The organism is Cyclobacterium sp. SOCE241 (genome assembly GCF_056867545.1).
In genome coordinates, this window is sequence record NZ_CP149779.1 from 5,951,141 (window position 1) to 5,969,813 (window position 18,673).

14 protein-coding genes and 2 pseudogenes are annotated in these 18,673 nt (G+C 38.1%); 2 read left to right on the plus strand and 14 right to left on the minus strand.

Going from position 1 to position 18,673, the window contains the following annotated elements:
• Nucleotides 1-32: 32 nt before the first annotated feature.
• From WG932_RS30210 to WG932_RS30225, 4 genes are all read right to left on the minus strand, one after another.
• A complete protein-coding gene (locus tag WG932_RS30210) occupies nt 33-410 on the minus strand; it encodes a pyruvate kinase (RefSeq protein WP_483086363.1) in 378 nt (125 codons plus the stop codon).
• Entirely contained in the window at nt 407-982 is a 576-nt protein-coding gene (locus WG932_RS30215; protein ID WP_483088751.1) for a pyruvate kinase, read from the minus strand. Before WG932_RS30215 ends, WG932_RS30210 begins: the two co-directional genes overlap by 4 nt.
• Nucleotides 937-1,536, minus strand: coding sequence for a hypothetical protein (locus tag WG932_RS30220; RefSeq protein ID WP_483086364.1), 600 nt, complete (start codon nt 1,534-1,536; stop codon nt 937-939). Before WG932_RS30220 ends, WG932_RS30215 begins: the two co-directional genes overlap by 46 nt.
• Nucleotides 1,537-1,707: 171 nt before the next feature.
• A complete protein-coding gene (locus WG932_RS30225) occupies nt 1,708-3,090 on the minus strand; it encodes an MBL fold metallo-hydrolase (protein WP_483086365.1) in 1,383 nt (460 codons plus the stop codon).
• Between the two features lie 587 nt (nt 3,091-3,677).
• On the opposite strand from WG932_RS30225, the gene WG932_RS30230 reads away from it, so the two are divergent.
• Together WG932_RS30230 and feoB are read left to right on the plus strand one after the other, a co-directional pair.
• Nucleotides 3,678-3,899: a FeoA family protein gene (locus WG932_RS30230; protein WP_014021384.1), complete on the plus strand. Its 222-nt coding sequence runs from the start codon at nt 3,678-3,680 to the stop codon at nt 3,897-3,899.
• Between the two features lie 3 nt (nt 3,900-3,902).
• Complete coding sequence (feoB, locus tag WG932_RS30235) at nt 3,903-6,014, plus strand: ferrous iron transport protein B (protein ID WP_483086366.1); 2,112 nt, start codon at nt 3,903-3,905, stop codon at nt 6,012-6,014.
• Nucleotides 6,015-6,187: 173 nt separating this feature from the next.
• On the opposite strand, the gene WG932_RS30240 is transcribed toward feoB, so the two are convergent.
• The 10 genes and pseudogenes from WG932_RS30240 to WG932_RS30285 all read right to left on the minus strand — a co-directional run bounded on the left by WG932_RS30240 (nt 6,188) and on the right by WG932_RS30285 (nt 18,633).
• Nucleotides 6,188-7,669, minus strand: coding sequence for an efflux transporter outer membrane subunit (locus tag WG932_RS30240; RefSeq protein ID WP_483086367.1), 1,482 nt, complete (start codon nt 7,667-7,669; stop codon nt 6,188-6,190).
• Between the two features lie 13 nt (nt 7,670-7,682).
• Nucleotides 7,683-10,835 (minus strand): annotated as a pseudogene (locus WG932_RS30245) (efflux RND transporter permease subunit).
• A 45-nt stretch (nt 10,836-10,880) separates the two neighbouring features.
• Complete coding sequence (locus WG932_RS30250; RefSeq protein ID WP_014021388.1) at nt 10,881-12,026, minus strand: efflux RND transporter periplasmic adaptor subunit; 1,146 nt, start codon at nt 12,024-12,026, stop codon at nt 10,881-10,883.
• Nucleotides 12,027-12,691: 665 nt separating this feature from the next.
• Nucleotides 12,692-12,988 carry a hypothetical protein gene (locus tag WG932_RS30255; RefSeq protein WP_483086368.1) on the minus strand — a complete coding sequence of 99 codons (297 nt, stop codon included), beginning with the start codon at nt 12,986-12,988 and terminating at the stop codon, nt 12,692-12,694.
• Between the two features lie 53 nt (nt 12,989-13,041).
• A complete protein-coding gene (locus tag WG932_RS30260; RefSeq protein WP_483086369.1) occupies nt 13,042-14,394 on the minus strand; it encodes a hypothetical protein in 1,353 nt (450 codons plus the stop codon).
• 431 nt (nt 14,395-14,825) lie between these two features.
• Nucleotides 14,826-15,482 carry a hypothetical protein gene (locus tag WG932_RS30265; protein ID WP_014021390.1) on the minus strand — a complete coding sequence of 219 codons (657 nt, stop codon included), beginning with the start codon at nt 15,480-15,482 and terminating at the stop codon, nt 14,826-14,828.
• 1 nt (nt 15,483) lies between these two features.
• A complete protein-coding gene (locus tag WG932_RS30270) occupies nt 15,484-15,999 on the minus strand; it encodes an RNA polymerase sigma factor (protein ID WP_483086370.1) in 516 nt (171 codons plus the stop codon).
• A 298-nt stretch (nt 16,000-16,297) separates the two neighbouring features.
• A complete protein-coding gene (locus WG932_RS30275; RefSeq protein ID WP_483086371.1) occupies nt 16,298-16,660 on the minus strand; it encodes a hypothetical protein in 363 nt (120 codons plus the stop codon).
• Nucleotides 16,657-17,301 carry an MsnO8 family LLM class oxidoreductase gene (locus tag WG932_RS30280; RefSeq protein ID WP_483086372.1) on the minus strand — a complete coding sequence of 215 codons (645 nt, stop codon included), beginning with the start codon at nt 17,299-17,301 and terminating at the stop codon, nt 16,657-16,659. Before WG932_RS30280 ends, WG932_RS30275 begins: the two co-directional genes overlap by 4 nt.
• A 241-nt stretch (nt 17,302-17,542) precedes the next feature.
• A pseudogene (locus WG932_RS30285) lies at nt 17,543-18,633 on the minus strand (alkene reductase).
• Nucleotides 18,634-18,673: the final 40 nt, after the last annotated feature.

An 18,673-nucleotide genomic window follows, 5' to 3' on the forward strand; every position in this document is an offset into this window, starting at 1 on the left:
GAAATTAAAAGATATTTTGTCTAACCATTAGGTCATTTTTCTTCAGTAGTTGGTGTGATATTATAAATGTTCTTTGACTCGATAAAATCGCTAGCAATACTTAAAGGGCGGAAAATGAATCTCTTTTTTGTCCTATGCCCGGCAGTTCTAAGCATTATTTCTTTCAAAGTTTTAAGTACTCTTATGGTATGATTGCCTTTGTTAATCATGATGCATTCTGCCAGAGAGGCTTGCACTGCATCTGTTATTTCTGAACGTGTAGGCATACCGGATTTTTGAAGTTTTTCTAAAACTTGAGTAGCCCAGACTACCGGAACATGGGCCGCTTCACAAATCCATGAGATTTGATCCTGAATTTCTCCCATTCTCCCAAAGCCTATTTCAACGGCCAGATCTCCTCTAGCGATCATGATCCCAAAGGGGGTGTTTTCATTGCCTCAAATAGTAAGGCAGGTAAGTTCCTCACGGATTCGGGGGTTTCTATTTTTAGAATGATTGCAGGCTGTTTTTTGAGTTTTAATTTTTTAAGCTCACTTTTTAATTTGGTAATGTCTCCAGGCGTCTTCACAAAAGAATAACCCAGCAGATCTGCATGAGCTGTGATAAATGGCAAACAAGCTTTATCAAAGTCTGTAAGGGATGGGATGTTCAAAGGTGAATCCGGAAAATTAATTCCTTTTTCTGACTTTATTTTACCCTTTTTGGAAGCTACTCTTTCCAGTTTTACAGCTGCTTTTCCTTTTTCCACCTTGGTGACAACCCCGCTTATTTCGCCATCGTCAATGAACACGCGATGACCTTCTTGAAGAGAGGAAATAATACCTTTTTCATTAGGGCTTATTACGATGTCTTCTGCTGAAAAACCTTTTTTACTTTCAGCTAACCAAATTTCGTCTCCTTCTTCAACTTTTACTTTTCCTTCATCCTTGCCCTTGGCTAAAAGCCCGGTTCTAATCTTTGGCCCGGCAAGGTCAAAATATATTTTACAAGATAGTCCGGTTTTTTCTCAGCAGCTTTGATTTGTTTTATCATTTCCAACCAAAGGTCCTGATCATCATGCGCACAATTGATACGAGCGACTTGCATGCCATTGAGTAAAAGCCGTTCTATAAGTTCAGGATTTTCAGCAAAATCTGTAGCAAAGGTGACCATTACACTCGGCATCTTGGCTTGGGCCTGCTTTCCAAACAGTAATTTACTGTTTTGTTCAAGCCTTTTTCGGCTAAACTTATACGTGCATGGGTTAAGTTCCCCTTTTGCATAAGTATGGCCTAAACGTTCTCTGATGGTCTGCACCTGTCTGTGCAGATGGTTTTCGGAATTGGAAAGTGCAGAAAAGCCATAATAATGAAGTTTTTCTTGTAATGATTTCCTGTCCTTACTCCTGAAATATAAATACTGGATCAAGTTGATGGCAGCAACTCTCTGATCTTTGGGTATTTGTTCGAGATATACATCAAACTCATGGGTAACCTCAATTAATGAGGCCTCCAAGTCGGCCAACTCTTGAGCAAGTTCTTGAATGGTAGTTTTCATTGCTTAAAATATTCTAATAGATTAAATCATACCAATTGTAACGTATGATTGTGCTAGAAGTATCAACTTGCAATTAACTAATTCTTGTTTTAATAACAATAATCAAAATAATTCTTGACTTGCCTAGAGAAGGTTAAACAAAGCCCCTGTTTTCAATGCACGAAGGGAAGGTCAAAGCTGCTGCCAGTCTTGCCATCCACCGGAATAATTGTAAACATTTTCAAATCCATTGGCTTTAAGTAATGAATAAGCAATAGCAGACCGACTGCCTGATAAACAATGCACGATCACAGGGCGGTCTTTACTAACCTGTTCAAGGTTCTCATTTAATTTTCCTACAAATAAGTTTATGGACCCATCGATATGACCTTTTTTATATTCCGAGGCACCTCTTACATCTATAATTTGTGCATTTTGGTTGACAACTTTTTCTTTTACAGCTTCTTTACCTATAGGTGCTTCTTTATTAAATGCTAAGTCACTGATTTCCTTAAGCTCAGAAGGGCTGATGTATCCAAAAACGTTGTCTAATCCAATTCTCATCAATTTTCTGGAAAGATCTTCTATTTCATCCGGCATGGCAATTAATGCAAATGGTTTATCGTAATCCATATACCATCCCATCCAAGTAGGAAAGCTATTGTTGTTTTTAATATTCAAACTCCTACTTAAAAATCCATCGGCAAATGCCTCTGGTGTTCGGGTATCAATGATGGGCATTTCTCCATGTAAAATATCCTTAAATTCATTTTTATTTAAATGCCTTATCTCGGGAACTTCTGTAAGCAGTTTTCGCTCAATTTTATTGAGCTGTTTCATTTTAGCAAAATACTTGGGTGGCTCAGGTTGGTCTTCCAATAAAGTTTTGGTGAAAGTTTCTTTATCATCCAACAACTTGAAAGCCCAATTTCTAATTTTCTCATATCCTACAGTGGTGGAAGGGACTGCTCCTAGCGATTTCCCACAGGCCGAACCAGCGCCATGCCCGGGCCAAACCTGGATAAAATCCTGAAAATCTAGGAAATCTTGCAAAGATTCGAACAATTGACCTGCACCAATTTCTTGGCTTCCTTTGATCCCGGCAGCCTGTTCCAACAAGTCTGGCCTTCCTACATCTCCTACAAATATAAAATCTCCGGTAAAAATCATGACCGGTGCATCGCTTGCTGCTTTGTCAGTAAGTATAAAACTTAAGCTCTCAGGTGTGTGTCCCGGGGTTGAAACTACTCCGAAATCCAAGTTGCCTAATTCAATATGGTCACCATTGAGGGTTTTTTTATGAGGAAATTCATACTGCCAATCTTTATCCCCCATATCGGAAAGGTACATTTCCGCACCCGTAAGGGAAGCTAACTCCCGAGATCCGGATAAGAAGTCCGCATGGATATGGGTTTCCAAAATTTTAGTAATCGTAAAATTATTTTCTTCTGCAATTTTCAAATAAGTGTCCACATCCCTTTTAGGGTCTATTACAGCTGCTACCCCGGCAGCTTGACAAGCGATAACATAACTGGCCTGTGCTAAACTTTTATCATAAACACGTTCGAAAAACATAACTTTAAAGATTTTAATTATCAGCTTATTTTAAATTGAATAAGAACCTTCTAATACCTGTTCATTGAATGAAAGCATTGTAATGAATTTTCCCTTAAATCACCAGTGCTTTTTCTAAATTAAAGCCTATGCTTCAATTGGGCTAAAATTTATTGCAATACGAGAATATTTATTTGATTAATAGCTCTCAAATTCAATTCGGTTCAATTTAGCAATTTATTCCAAGAGGTTTTGTGACAAGAATTACCTAAGCTTAGAAAACTTTATTTGCGTATTTAATTTTGCTTTTTCAGAGGTATGTTAAATATTGGAAAAAAGCAGAAACGCGGAGTCATGGGTTTGTATTTTTGATAGTAATTATTAGTACACAGCCTTTTAGAACAATGGGTTTAAGTGTAGTTAAGATTTATTTTTAAAAGGTTTGGGTTTTACCGAACTTCTGACTCAGTTTTTTTGGTTATTAGGTTGAAATCGATATAATTTATTCAATCTAAATAAAGGCTGAAATCCTTATTTTTACGAGAAAAATATGTTAAAATTGCGGATTGAAATCAAAGATGCAGAAAAGCCTTAAAAATCAAATTCCTATGACTGCAGCAGGACTTAAAAATAATTTAGTGCACGAAATTTCCAGTATAAGCAATTCTGACCTGCTGGTAAGGATGATGGAAATGGGAGTTTTGCCCGGTAAAAAGATCAGCTTATTAAAGAAAGCACCTTTTAACGGCCCAATGGCCTTTATTATTGATGGTAATATCCTTGCTTTAAGGGTAGAAGAAGCTGATCTGATACATTTAAAAGCGGAATAAGGCATGGAAATAGCAGAACGATTGGGGATGAAAAGAATTGCCATAATTGGTAATCCTAATGTAGGGAAGTCCAGTATTTTTAACCAACTCACAGGCTTAAATCAAAAGATTGGTAATTATCCGGGAATGACCGTTGACAAAATGGTTGGTCATTTTCAGAAGGGTGATCAAAGATTTGAATTGATAGATTTACCGGGTACTTATAGCCTATTGCCCAAATCTGAGGATGAAGTCATCGCCCATAAAGTGCTAAATGGCCAAGGAGAAGATAAGCCTGATGCTGCCCTAGTAATTTTGGATGCATGTAATCTGGAAAGAAGCCTTCTGCTTGGAACGCAAGTAATGGATCTGGGTATTCCCATAGCCTTTGTAATCAATATGAAGGATTTGGCTGAAAAAAGGGGCTTGTCCATTAAGACTTTTTCTTTATACCAAGCCTTTGGTGTTCCTTTAGTAATGACTGATGCCAGAAACAACGAAGGGCTAGAAGAAGTTAAATCATTATTTACGGAAGATAAGTTTGTAGTAGGGAAAACTTTTCATAAACCTGATTCCCATGAATTATTGGAACAGGTTCAGGAAAAATTTGGGTTTAATCAACCTTATCAAGCTTTTCAACAATTAATATTTTCATCCTTTGATCCTACTTTGGCAAAGGATAAAAGGGTTTGGTTAGAAGAAAAAGCCAAGGCTTATCAATTTAATGTTGAAGAACAGCAGACCAAGGAAACAACGGAGAGGTATAAAAAAATTTCTGTCTTGTTGGAAAAATCGGTGTTAGCCGGGGTCAATAAACCTAAAGAATTTCATGGCAAATTAGATGCTATTTTCTTACACCCGGTTTGGGGCTATTTAACCTTTTTAGGCATAATGTTGCTTATATTTCAGGCTATTTTTGCTTGGGCTGAAGCTCCTATGGACCTCATCGATGGGACTTTTGCCTTTTTAAGTAGCTGGGTTATGGAAACCTTACCTCCCGGTGTTTTTACCGATTTATTGGCAGAGGGAATTATTACCGGCATTGGCGGAGTAGTTATTTTTATTCCTCAGATTGCTTTGTTATTTGGTTTCTTGGCTTTTTTAGAAGATACAGGCTATTTTTCTAGAGTTGTTTTTCTTATGGACCGAATCATGCGTCCCTTTGGGTTGCATGGTAAAAGTGTAGTGCCTTTGATTTCAGGAATGGCTTGTGCCATCCCGGGTATCATGGCTAGTAGAAATATTAGTAATAGTAAAGAACGGTTGATTACCATCTTGGTGACACCTTGGATGAGTTGTTCAGCAAGGTTACCGGTATATATAATCTTGATTGGGTTGACCGTCCCTGATGAAGCATGGATGGGGATAAATTTACAAGCCATCGCTCTGTTGGTCATGTATCTTTTTGGAACTGTTTTCACGCTTTTAGGGGCTCTAGCGCTTAGATTTATCATCAAGACCAAAGAAAAGAGTTTTTTGATGGCGGATCTTCCTATCTATAGGATGCCTAGATTGCAAACTGTATTGTTGACTATGTTCAACAAATCCAAAATATTTGTGCTTGAAGCAGGGAAGGTGATATTGGCCATTTCAATAGTTTTATGGGTATTGGCCAGTTATGGTCCATCTGGTAAAATGGAGGCTGTTGAAGCTGAGAAATTGGCAATGTTGGAGAAGGCTACAGAAAGTGAAAAAGATGAAATTAGAAATATATATGCATCCAAGGAGTTAGAATCGTCCTATATAGGGATCTTGGGTAAATCAATAGAACCGGCCATTCGCCCTTTGGGCTATGATTGGAAAATTGGAATTGCACTATTGACCTCATTTGCTGCAAGAGAAGTATTTGTGGCGACTGTTGCGACCATTTATAGTGTTGGTGAAGATGTGGAAGACGAATTGACCATTCGAGAGAAGTTAGCAAAACAGGTACATGCCGATACCGGTGAAAAAGTCTTTAATCGGGCGACCGGGTTTTCTCTGATGGTTTTTTATGCCTTGGCCATGCAATGTATGAGCACAGTGGCTGTGGTATACAGAGAGACCAAAAGTTGGAAATGGCCTATTTTACAAACCATTTTCATGACGATAATAGCTTATCTTGGAGCTTTGGCAACTTATCAAATTTTCTCTTAGTTATGTGGCAGGAAGTATTGGTTTTTAGTTTATTTATTGCCGTAATTGGTGGATGGGTTTATCGCACTTGGTTTCATAAGCGCAATAAACCCCAATCCGGATGTGGTTGTGATAAATGCGGATAAAGCATTATTGAATTATTGAAAGTAGAGGGGAGCTTAATTGATTTAAGCTTATTTCCATCCCCCTCCTAAGTTTCTGTACAATTCTATATTGGCAATAAGCATTTGCATTTTTACATCTACCATATATAATTCACTATCCAAAGCATTACTCTGGGCATTAATAACTTCCAAATAAGTGGCATAACCACTACTAAATAGTAAATAGGATTCTTTTACTGCCTTTCTGGCGTTAATCAACCGTTTTTCTGCCAGAGCATATTCTTCATTAAGCTTTTGGATGGTCACCATCCCATTAGAAATTTCTGCCACAGCTTGTAAAACTTTTTCTCGGAAAGAAAGCTCGGCAATATCCCTTTCTGATAGTGAAATTCTATACCTGGTTTTTAACTTCCTATTTTGGAAGATGGGTTGTGTAAGTGAACCTACAAAAACCCCAAAAAGAGATCCGGGATTCATTACATCTGAAAAGTTAATCGCATCATAACCTAACTGAGCACTTAAGGACAATGAAGGATATCGCATGGCTTGTGAAACGCCCACCTGAGCATTCGCCTCTATTAAAGCCAATTCAGCGGCTTTAACATCCGGTCGATTTTGAATTAGCTCAAAAGGAACCCCCACAGCAATTTCACTTAGCAGTCTGGTGTCTCCTAACCCCCTGAGAACTTCCAATGAATCTTTGGGGTATTCACCCAATAACTCGTTTAACCTGTTTTTCTGAACCTCAAGTTCTCGCTCAATTTGGGGTACCAAGGAGGCAGAGATAAGTTTTTGGGACTCTGTTTGAGTAATGGCCAATGATGAAACTTCACCTGCTCTGTATTGAAGGTTTACAATGCTAAGAGTGGAATCATTCAATCTTAAGTTGTATTCAGCAACTTGTTTCTGCTCTTGAAGCATGAGCAGCCGATAGTAAGAAGTTGCGATTTCAGCTACTAGATCTGTTTGTACAGCTTTTGTAAAAGCCTCCCTTTGTCTCAACTGTGCCTGGTTGGCTTCCTTTAGTCGCCTGAGTTTACCCCACAAATCAATTTCCCAGCTGGATTGAACAGCTGCTAGATTATTGGCTCTGGCTAAGTACCATTGGTTGGGAATCTCCTTGTTTTCATAGTACTTGACATTTTCTCTGGTGGAGGAGTTCTCGGAATACCTGTCATCTCTCTTTTCTAAAATAGCAGTAAGTTGAGGTAAAAAATTTGCCTTAGATTGCTTATAACCTTCATTGGCAATTTCTGTTTCCTTTTGAACTTGTTGTAGGTATAGGTTATTTTTTAATCCTTTATCAATCAAATCCAACAACGTACTATCTTCAAAAAACTCCTCCCTCCATGCTAGTTTTCCAATATTGGAAGTGTCATTTTTTGTGCTATCCGATTGATTGCTTGATAGAGATTTAAATGTGGCCGGAAGATTCAAGTCCGGCTGCACATAATTTTCTCCTGATTTACAACCCCAGATTGTCATCATCACCAACATAATTAGGGAAAGTGAGACGTAAGTACTGGGTTTTATTTTAAGATTAATTGGCATAATTTTTAATTTTTTAGGCTTCTACGGGCTTGTTTTTACTTAACCTTCTGCTGGTTTTTTCATGTAAAGTCTGGAAGATCAGATAGAGCGTAGGAATTATAAAAATTCCCAAGATTACGCCGAATAGCATTCCTCCTGCAGCTCCAATACTTACAGATTTATTACCTTGGGCAGAAGCTCCCACGGTTCGCATTAAAGGAATCAAACCAGCGATAAAAGCAAATGACGTCATAATGATGGGACGTATTCTTAATCGAGCAGCTTCTACCGCAGCATTAAAAATACTAAGGCCTTGCGCTCTTTTTGAGCGGCAAACTCTACAATCAGTATGGCATTTTTGGCCAACAAACCTATGAGCATGATAATACTTACCTGCACATAAATATTATTGTCTATGCCTGCAAGATTAATGGCTACAAAAACACCTAAAAGCCCGCATGGTATGGAAAGCAATACAGCAAATGGCAACCAGTAGCTTTCATACTGAGCAGCTAGTAGAAAGAATACAAAGACAATGCTTAGAATAAAGATAATTGCCGTCTGAAGACCTGATTTTTTTCTTCTAAACTCATACCTGTCCACTCGTAACTGTAATTTGTAGGAAGTTCTGCGGCTATTTCTTCAATGGCATTCATTGCATCTCCGGTACTGTAGCCATCGGCAGGAGTAGCGTTGATAGTAATCGAATTAAACAAGTTATACCGATTTACAATTTCAGGTCCATTTACTTCTTCAAGTGAAACCATGGTGTTAACAGGCACCATTTCCCCAAGATTATTACGGACAAAGATGGCATCCATAGATTTTTTCTCTGTTCGGTAGGGAATGTCAGCCTGAACAAAAATCCTGTATTGCCTGCCAAAACGGTTAAAATCACCTGATTGTAGCCTTCCAAAATAAGCTTGTACTGAACGCATCATATTTTGAACACTTACCCCCATGTTTTTTGCTTTCACATAATCAATGTTCATTTGGTATTGGGGAAATTGGCATTGAAAGTGGTAAAGGCATTTTCAATTTCCGGCCTTTCATTCAATTCTGCGATAAACTTATCAGCTGCATCATTGAACTCTGTAAAGTTTTCTCCTACCCGGTCTTGAATGATCATTTCCAAACCTGAGAACTCTCCAAAACCTTGAACTGTAGGTCTGGCAAATACATTAATGTTGGCTTCAGGAATATGAGATAGCTCACTGATTAAGTTTGTAATCAATGCATCAAGCTCTTGAATTTCGCCTCTTTCATGAATAGGTTTAAGGTTGATATATCCCATCCCAAAAGATGGACTGGGGGCATTTTCCATAACATTAAATCCTGAAATACTATTGACACTTTTTACCGCAGGGTGTTTTCTAAGGATAGAGTCCACTTGTTGCATTGGGCTTGAGGTTCTGTGCAAGGATGAACCCGGAGGCATGGTAAGAGAATAAGTTAGAAAACTGTCGTCTTCGGAGGGAATAAATGCGCTAGGTGTACTTCTAAACATTAATACCGTCAAAACCAATAGTACAACCAAAGCACTTAATGGTATCCATTTTCTCTTTAGCAGGTGGGTTACCAAGGAAATGTATTTGTTTGTAAAGGCATCAAAACCGGACTCAAAAGCGGTGAAAACCCTGCGTTTTATCCTGCCAAATTTGCTTGCATTTTTATCCTCATATTCTTCAGCAGGCTTCAACATTAATGCACACAAGACAGGGCTAAGCGTCAGAGCGTTTAGGGCAGATATGAGTATGGCAAATATTAGGGTATAGGCAAATTGCTTGTAAAATAAACCTACGGGTCCTTCCATAAAGCCTACAGGTACGAAAACGGCGGCCATTACTATGGTTATTGAAATAATTGCTGTTGAAATCTCATTCATAGCAGCAATTGTGGCTTTATTTGCAGGCAATTTACTATGGGTCATCTTGTGGTGAACAGCCTCGACCACTACGATGGCATCATCTACTACAATTCCAATGGCAAGAACCAGAGCAAACATGGTCAAGACGTTTACTGAAAAACCGAGCAACTGTAAAAAGAAGAAAGTACCTATCAGTGAAACGGGTATCGCAATGGCAGGGATAATCGTGGATCTCAAGTCCTGCAAAAAGACAAATACTACGATAAAGACAAGAATACAGGCTTCTATAATGGTTAAGACTACCTGATTGATCGATTCATCAATTTGATTCCTTACAGAATAGGATATTTCATAAGTAATCCCTTCAGGGAAATTTTTTGAAATTCGCTCCATTACTTCCCTAATATTCTGATCAATTTCTTTGGCATTGGAATCACTGGTTTGAGTAATGTTAATCGTGGCCGCAGCCTTGCCATTGACCGTGTTGTCACTTCCCAAGTTAGAGGCTCCCAACTCTACACGGGCAATATCTCTAAGATATAATATAGATCCATCTTTATTTGATTTGATAACTATATTTTCATATTCCTCTGGAGTACTGAACCGACCCTTGTGCTTAATAATTGTTTCAAAAATCTCCTCAGATGTTTCCCCAAATCTGCCGGGAGCTGCTTCAAAATTCTGGTCGTTGATTTGGCTTGTAATGTCTTGCGGGACCAACCCATATAAAGCCAGCTTTTCAGGGTTTAGCCATACTCTCATGGCATAAGTTCTTCTACCAACAAAGGACGCTTGCGCTACCCCTTCAACCCTTAACAATTCCCGTTTTACGTTAATTCTGGAATAGGACTGGATAAATGTTTCATTATAAGGGGAGTCTTCACCTTCGGCGATAATATTTATGGTCATAATATTACCGCTTAACCTTTTTACAACTGAGATCCCTTCTTGAATAACTTCCGGTGGGAGCTCTCCAATTTCTCGGGAAATACTATTTTGTACGTTGACAGCTGCAATATCCGGATCGGTACCCGGCTTGAAAAATATATTGATACTTCCCTGCCCTGAATTGGTAGCTTTAGAGCGAATATAGGTCATGTTCTCAACCCCATTAATCGCCTCTTCTAAAGGAAGAAGCACAGATTTGGCTACTGTTTCTGCATTTCCACCAGGGTAACTAACCCCTACTCGAACACTTGGGGGAGCAATGTCCGGAAACCTTGTCACCGGCAATCGCATTAAACTAATCAGTCCTGCGATAATTATTAATATCGATATAACAGAAGCCAGGACAGGCCTTTCAATGATTTTCTTAATCATAGATATAAAAGTTGGTTGTAGTTAAATTATGGCAATTGGGAAAACTTAAGGCGTTGGCACTTGCTGATAGGCCTCTATTTTCATTCCATCCTTAATTTTGTTTACTCCCGATTGTATAATGGTTGTCCCTTCAGAAATATTATTTTCGTTCAAGATGAAATTTTGCCCTGCTTTCCCGTTGATTTTCACCTCTTTTCTTTCCACTGTAGAGTCAGCTTTTAAAATAAATACAAAGTTCTTGTCTTGAATTTTGGTAATCGATTGTTGAGGTACCATGAGCACATCAGGATGGATCTGCTCCAAAATTATTTTCCCTGTATTACCACTTCTCAATAATTTATCCGGGTTGTCAAATTTCGCTCTTAAGGTGATGGCACCGGTGTTTCTATCTATTTGCCCGGCATCAGCATCAATCACCCCCTCCTCAGAATAGATGGTTCCGTCAGCCAAGATTAACTTTACATTTGGGTTTAATCGCCGTGCAGTAGAATCTTCCTTCATTTTCTTGTAAAAAAGATAGTTGGATTCACTCATTGCAAAATAAACGTAGACCTCACTGATATCAGATAAGGTGGTTACCGGCTCATCATCACCTTTGGCAACTAAATTACCCACGCGCATAGGTATCAACCCTATATAACCGCTTACCGGGGCCTTAATTTGCGTAAATTGCATATCGATCTGACTCGTGGCTTTCAAGGCTTCTGCTTGTGCCAAAGAGGCCTTGGCTACTTCATAATTCGATTGGGCGGTCTTCATCTGTACCTCGGAAATCACCTCATGGTCTATTAAAGGTTGTAGCCTTTCCATCTCGATCTTTGCGTTTTCTAGTTTGGCTTTTTCAACTTCCACTGCTGCCTGCGCATTTTTTAGCCTTTCCACATAGGGCAAAGCATTTATGCTAAACAACAATTGACCCTTCTCTACAAAATCGCCCTCATCCACATGGATTTTATCCAATAACCCCTCAACCTGGGGACGAATTTCAACGTTTACTTTACCCTCAATGGCTCCTAGATACTCGAATGTAGTGATTGCAGAATCCTTCTTCACAGTGGTTACAGGCAATGAAAGTGTTTCTACTTCTACCTGCTCTCCTTTACTGTCACAAGAATAATTTGCCAAAGAAATTACTAGGATTAATGATGTCAACAAAATGTATTCGTTGAATTTTGATTTAAATAGTCTCATTATTTATATAAAATTTTAAATTCTAGTGGTCAGTTAAGCTGTTTATTAACCATTTGAATGTTTAGATTTATCAGGTAATCAAAAAGTATTCCAACAAAATCTTTGATGAAAGGAATATAGTTAGTTTGATCGGTCGTTGTGTGGCTTTGATAGTAATTAAATAAGAAAAAATAGCCTTTAATTTCGTCTCTAGGCCGATTTTAGCTGGTGTGAGAAATTGACGAAAAAAAATTTATTGATAAAAAAATTAATTTTATCCTAAAAATAAATTCCTTAAAGACAGGGATTCCAAATTGGGTTTAACTCAAAATAAGGAATGGATTACCTATTTTAGTTTGAAATCATTTTAATAATCAGCAACTACTTTTCTGTCCTGTCTGTCGATAGATAGGCTCACCATTATAAAATCATGAAAAAATCTCCTAAGGTCCTAATGTTATTTGGTTTACAAAGTTCTTAATGTTTCCTATACCAAATCAGCATTTAATTATGAGAAGGGTCATTGATTGGAGAGCTTATTTTCAAATTGACTCCCAATGAAATCTCGGTTTGTTGCTAAAAAAACACCCTGAAATCTTAATCAAGTTTTCAGGGTGCTTGTAATGGGCTTGCCTCAAATAAGGGGAGAGCCACAGTAATATTTGGGAGTGAAAATTAAAAGGAATTTATTTGGTTATAACTTTCACATCATTGAACATAAATTTATTGGGACTTAAGCTAATTTCTTTGCCGCTTTCGGTGGTAACATTTTTAAGAATAACTTTTTTAGTTATTACGTTGGGGAATTTTTCCTGATAGGATTCATCTGTTTTTTTGGCATTGAAATTAGAAAATATGGTTGGTCCTTTGTAGTCTTCTGTGTGATTTGAATCATCAATGTGTAGGTTTTCTATTGTGATTTTCTCCGGCATATAAGCAGTATAGCCGAAATCATGCTGACCGGAATAAGATCCGCCGATCAATGAAGCGTTGCTCTTACGGCCACCATTCGGAACAAAAGTACAGTCTTTAATGATTAATTCCCCTTGCCAGGTACTCCCGTAATCGGAGCGTAGATTAACAAGGCTTCCCCTCGAAGGGTAGAGTTTTCCACCAAAAAAGTGCCTGATCCGATTGCATTGATTCCCATATGGCCCAAGGTGGAGTTTTTAATTGTTGCATTGGCTACTCCCTTATGTGCATCAAACCTAGAGAAGGTGCAATTATCGAAAAGGAGATTTTTACAGTAGTTGGAGCCCATTATCCCCCAGTAAGTTCGATCGTCAATATCATTTGTTTGACTACAGTTAATAAAAGACACGTTGAGGGCATGACCCACCAAGATGTCATAGGTACCCATGGATACGGGTTTTCCCACTGACCCAATGGTTTTATAGGTTTTATGACCTGTTAATACGGTGTTTTTCACGGTCACGTTGGCACAGTTACGTATACTTAAAAAACCTCCATATGGCGCACCATGTTCTCCTTCACCTTTGACCTGGTGCACGAGTCCATCAATTGTGACATTTGATCGCCTAACGGTTATATTTCGACTGTAGTAGTTGTATTTTGAAACTGCCTGATTAGCGATGGTAACAAAACGGCCACCTTTTATTGTTAGAGTTTCCTGATCAATTGGAAGTGCAGTGATCTCTGTGATATTTTCAAAATCCCATATGATAGGGGCGTTCATATCTACTTTTCCATTTTCATCTACTACAAAAATATCAGTTTGAGAAGAGCCATTGTCTTGATTTAAACCATACCTGATATAGTGTCTTACATTGTCATTGGTGACATTTATCAGCGAGGGGCCGGTAAGGTTGGTTTTTATTTTCTTTTGATTTTTCTTTAAAGAAGTGATGCCTTCAAGTTTATAGGGTTTTAAATTGGAGTTTATTATGAAAACAGAAGCTTTGATATTCTCTACATCCTTATCATCGATAATAAAAGTAGCTGTTCCGAAATCTGTATCGGTTTGAATATAAGCTGTTCGGTCTTTACCTCCTATATAGTAGCTGGCGCCGTTATTTGCTTTTACGGATAAGCCATGTTGGTTGGCATAGGCATGAGTACCCGCAATGGCATTGATGTCATCGGTTTTACCATCTCCCTTTGCACCAAAATCACTATAATGAACAAAGCCATCTTCATTAAATTTTGTAGCATCATTCGGAGCAACATTTACATGTAGGTCCCCATTTTGTTTTACCTGAACGTGAGTATTCCCACTATTGGATGTGAGTACCACATTTCCAAAAGGGGAAGTGGTTTGGCCTTGGGAAGAAGTTATACCGGCAATTACAAAAAACAAGAGAAGCAACTTTCTCATCATATGGTTATTTATTTTGGTGGATTTATCAGGAAGCCTCAATGTTGTTTTCATTTGCCCTCCTGAAGTATTTTACAAGATTAAATTTGAAACAGCACACAAACTGGTGATTTTATCTCATAAAAACAACAAACATTCTATCAGGTATAGTTGATCTAAAATTTAGTACCGGAATCTGATTTTCGAAATCGATATTGCTTAGCATAACATTGGGATGAACCATGAAAATACATTGGTTCTTTTATGGTTAGCTTAAATCAATTTTTTTGGCTGTTTTTTATTTACCTGTCTGCCTAAAAGCTGCCTATTGGCAGACAGGATAGTCTTAGCCTTCGCGGTTCAATGGATAAAGACTGATTGTATTGATAGACTTTATTATTGGGTTTATTACCTAATTCAGGGGGTGCAGAGACCAAGAGGCACTGAAACTGCCTTATTATAGGCTAATTTTTATCCCAAATCGGTCTTATTTATTCGATAGATTTTTACAAGTGGTAAGACTTTAGCTCCTCTAAGTGTTTGGCTGCCTTATCAATTTGCTTTCCACTTGCTAAGTTAATTAACCAATTGACCTTTTTATCTGCAATGTTTTTTGGTTTCATGCGAATAAATATCCATCCGGAAATGCTAGCTAATAATAGGGTGAAACAACCTTGTATGACGACCCATGCCATGGGGAATTCTCCCGTAAAATCAATAAAGCCAATCTGTAGAAGGGTATAAAATGGTAGCTGAAAGTACCAATAGCGCATGTTGTTAACCAAGTTTAACTTTAAGTTTGATAATTCTTGCTGAATAGAAACAACAGGACCGGAAAAATCAATTTGGTTGGCCATGACCAAGTGCTTTGCATAATCCAATACTACCTTAATATTGGTTAAGAATATGGCCCCAATTGAAAGCATAAAGAGCGGATTGGTAAAGGGTTGATTTTTAATTGTGTAGGAAAGGATAGTTGCTAATATTGCAATATAAATGGTTCCGAATACTAAACCTGTTACTTTTTCGGCCTTAAGCCCAAAAAGCGCTTTACGCGAGCGTTGGCTTACTTGGTATTTTAATATTTTGGTATTTAGTTGAATTACCTGTTCAATTTTACTGTTTTGAACTTTCCATAAATTTTGAATGCTTTGCTCTTCCATTTTACTTTTGATTTAATGATGTGAATTTTTCTTTTAAGATGTTTTTTAATCTATTGAGTTTTGTTGCCACATTTGAAACCGTTATTCCCATAATTGAGGAGATCTCTGCATAGCTTTTTTCTTCCAGATACAACAGCATCAATGCTCTGTCAAAATGCTTGAACTCACCTATAAGAGCATAAAGCTGTTGGACGTTTTCATTTTGAGCTGTATCTGCGGGAGCAGCAATTTCCACAAACCTATCATCCATCATGGTGTTTATAGCAGCCCTTTTGCTTTCTTTTCTGTAACTGGATATGGCAACATTTAATGCGATTCGATAAAGCCATGTTGAAAATTTCAAATTTGGTTTGTAACCGGGATAAGCCTTCCAGACGTGAATAGTGATCTCCTGAATTAAGTCTTTTACTTCCTCCTCGTCATGCTTATAAGTTCTGGCCACTTTGTAAAGTATGCCTTTGTTGTCAGCGAGGTGTTGTAAGAAGGAATCCGAAAGCTTATTTTCTGAAACTGTCATTGAGATTACTTTTCTTAGTAATTCGTTATTTTAGTAAAATAATCACAGCATCATGGAAAAAAAATCAAAAAAAATAATTTGTTTTTAGAGTCCGGCTTAATTTTGAGGGGTTTACAATGCTTGCTAAGTATTCCGGCTAGCCACATATAAGTCTGAAGCTTGGGTTTCTAAGATCAAAAAGTATTGGATATCCTGTAAAAATGCTTGATTTAAGCTTAATATCAAGCTGTTTAATAAGTAGGACAAAAAAAATAGGTGAATTTAACTTCACCTATTTGTTGCGTATAAATTAGAAAGGTTACAATTGATTTTGACGACTGAGTGATTGAAAAGCCTTGGCAGTAAATTGAAGAGATTTAAGCCTTTTATCATGATCATATACATTGGTGGTGACCATTACTTCATCTAAATCGTGTCTTTCTATAAAGACTTCTAATTCTTTGCTGACTTTTTCATAGCTGCCTATGAATGCATATTGCATCATGTGTTTGATGGCAGCTTCCTCTTGAGGACTCCATATATCATTCATGTCTTTTACCGGCGGAGAAAGAGGGTAGGATCTCCCTCTAATGATTCCTAAAGCCATTTGATAAAAGGATGTTGCCAAATAGGCTGCTTCTTCATCCGTATCCGCAACAATTATATTAAGACAGGCTATCAAATAAGGAAGGCTGCTTTGTGAGGTTGCTTTGAAATTTTGTTTGTAATAAGTACTTGCTTGGCTGAAATAGGTAGGGGCAAAATGACTTGCGAAAACGTAAGGAAGTCCTTTTTTGCGGCGAGAACGGCGCTGTCCATGCTTGAGCCTAACAGATAAACCGGCACATCAAGCCCTTCAGCAGGATAAGCTCGAACAGGAGCATCTAGGTTGTCCTCAGAGAAGAACATTTGCAATTCTTCCAAATCCTGAGGAAACTCCTGAACCGTTTCTAACCGGCCTCTTCTTAAAACCGCAGCCGTTTTTTGATCGGTTCCAGGAGCTCGGCCCAATCCAAGATCAATCCTGCCTGGGTAAAGCGTTTCCAAAGTTCCAATCTGTTCGGCAACCATTAAGGGACTATGATTGGGTAACATTATACCTCCGGAACCCACTCTAATAGATTTCGTTCCTCCTGCAATATGGCCCATTAATACTGTAGGTGCTGAACTTCCCACATATGGCATGTTGTGATGTTCTGCTAACCAAAAGCGCTTATATCCCCATGATTCCGCATGCCTGGCTATATCCAAAGATCTTCTATAGGCATCAGCAGCATCATGTCCTTCTTTAAGTATGGCTAAATCTAAAATTGAGTATTTCATAGTATTTTGTATTGGGTAAAAAAACCATTTAAATAGTTTTTTGGTTCCTCAAATGAATCGCCAATTCCGCGACCTAGAGCAAGGAGAAGTAAAGGTTTTATTAGGATCAAACTATAGCGTAAATAGAAATGTAATGCATTGAAAATGAAAAAAACCTCACCATAGCTTGAATAGGGTGAGGTTGAAAGAGTAGATCATGAAAATACCCATTCTTACAGTTTGAATATATACAAGCTTATCTTCAATTTATTTTGGGATAGTCTGTATAGCCTTTTTCACCGGGGGTATAAAAAGTAGACTCGTCCCAATCCGCTAATGCTGCATTTTTTCAAACCTCTCGGGCAAATCAGGGTTGGAAATAAACAATTTACCGTAGGCGACCGCATCCGCCAATCCTTCCAAGATAAGGTTGTTTCCTTTTTGTTGATCAAATCCGGCATTGATAATTAATTTCCCGTCAAAGATCGGGCGATATCTCTTGGCAATTTCTGTTTCTGCATAGGGAATATCTGAAACATCATTAAATGGTTCTGAAAGATGCAAGTATGCCAAATTATACTTGTTGAGGTTTTCTATAATGTAGTCAAAGGTAGGTATGCTTTCTTCGTCCATGGTCATACCAAAAATACCATTTAGTGAGGGGTTTAACCTTAGGCCAATTCTGTTTTCAGGAATCACCTCTTTAATAGCATCGATAATTTCAAACAAGATTTTGGATCTATTGGCGATACTTCCACCATATTCATCGAGTCTTACATTGGAAGTTCGACTAAAGAATTGATGCAATAAATAACCATTGGAGCTGTGAATTTCTACTCCATCAAATCCCGCTTCCCATGCATTTGAAGCAGCATTCTTAAAATCTTCTATGGTTTGCTTAATCTCCGGGATTGACATTTCTTTAGGAGTGACAGTATCCTTAAATCCTTTAGGTGTAAAGGACTTCGCTTTGGGATTTATGGCAGAGGGGGCTAGAGGTAGTTTTCCTTCATGGAAATCGGGATGTGAAATCCGACCTACATGCCATAACTGTATGAAAATTTTTCCACCCTCATCATGTACGGCCTTTGTTACTTTTTTCCAACCTTCTACTTGAGCCTTGCTGTGGATTCCTGGAGTATTGATATAGCCGACAGCTTCTTGAGAAATTTGAGAACCTTCAGTAATGATAAGCCCTGCTGAGGCTCTTTGTTTGTAATATTCGGCATGTAAATCAGTGGGGGCTTTATCTTGATTGTCTGCCCTGCTTCGGGTCATAGGGGCCATTATAAGTCGGTTGGCCAATGTTAAATCTCCTATGGTAAGGGATTCTAAAAGTGGTTGCTTTTGCATATTTTTTAATTTTTGTTGATCGTTTGGTAAGTTTTCTTCG

Bases quoted from the DNA above. Each gene is read 5' to 3' on its own strand.
- WG932_RS30210 (WP_483086363.1), bottom strand. From the start codon at position 410: ATGATCGCTAGAGGAGATCTGGCCGTTGAAATAGGCTTTGGGAGAATG.
- WG932_RS30220 (WP_483086364.1), bottom strand. From the start codon at position 1,536: ATGAAAACTACCATTCAAGAACTTGCTCAAGAGTTGGCCGACTTGGAG.
- WG932_RS30225 (WP_483086365.1), bottom strand. From the start codon at position 3,090: ATGTTTTTCGAACGTGTTTATGATAAAAGTTTAGCACAGGCCAGTTAT.
- WG932_RS30230 (WP_014021384.1), top strand. From the start codon at position 3,678: ATGACTGCAGCAGGACTTAAAAATAATTTAGTGCACGAAATTTCCAGT.
- feoB (WP_483086366.1), top strand. From the start codon at position 3,903: ATGGAAATAGCAGAACGATTGGGGATGAAAAGAATTGCCATAATTGGT.
- WG932_RS30240 (WP_483086367.1), bottom strand. From the start codon at position 7,669: ATGCCAATTAATCTTAAAATAAAACCCAGTACTTACGTCTCACTTTCC.
- WG932_RS30250 (WP_014021388.1), bottom strand. From the start codon at position 12,026: ATGAGACTATTTAAATCAAAATTCAACGAATACATTTTGTTGACATCA.
- WG932_RS30260 (WP_483086369.1), bottom strand. From the start codon at position 14,394: ATGAAAACAACATTGAGGCTTCCTGATAAATCCACCAAAATAAATAAC.
- WG932_RS30265 (WP_014021390.1), bottom strand. From the start codon at position 15,482: ATGGAAGAGCAAAGCATTCAAAATTTATGGAAAGTTCAAAACAGTAAA.
- WG932_RS30270 (WP_483086370.1), bottom strand. From the start codon at position 15,999: ATGACAGTTTCAGAAAATAAGCTTTCGGATTCCTTCTTACAACACCTC.
- WG932_RS30280 (WP_483086372.1), bottom strand. From the start codon at position 17,301: ATGAAATACTCAATTTTAGATTTAGCCATACTTAAAGAAGGACATGAT.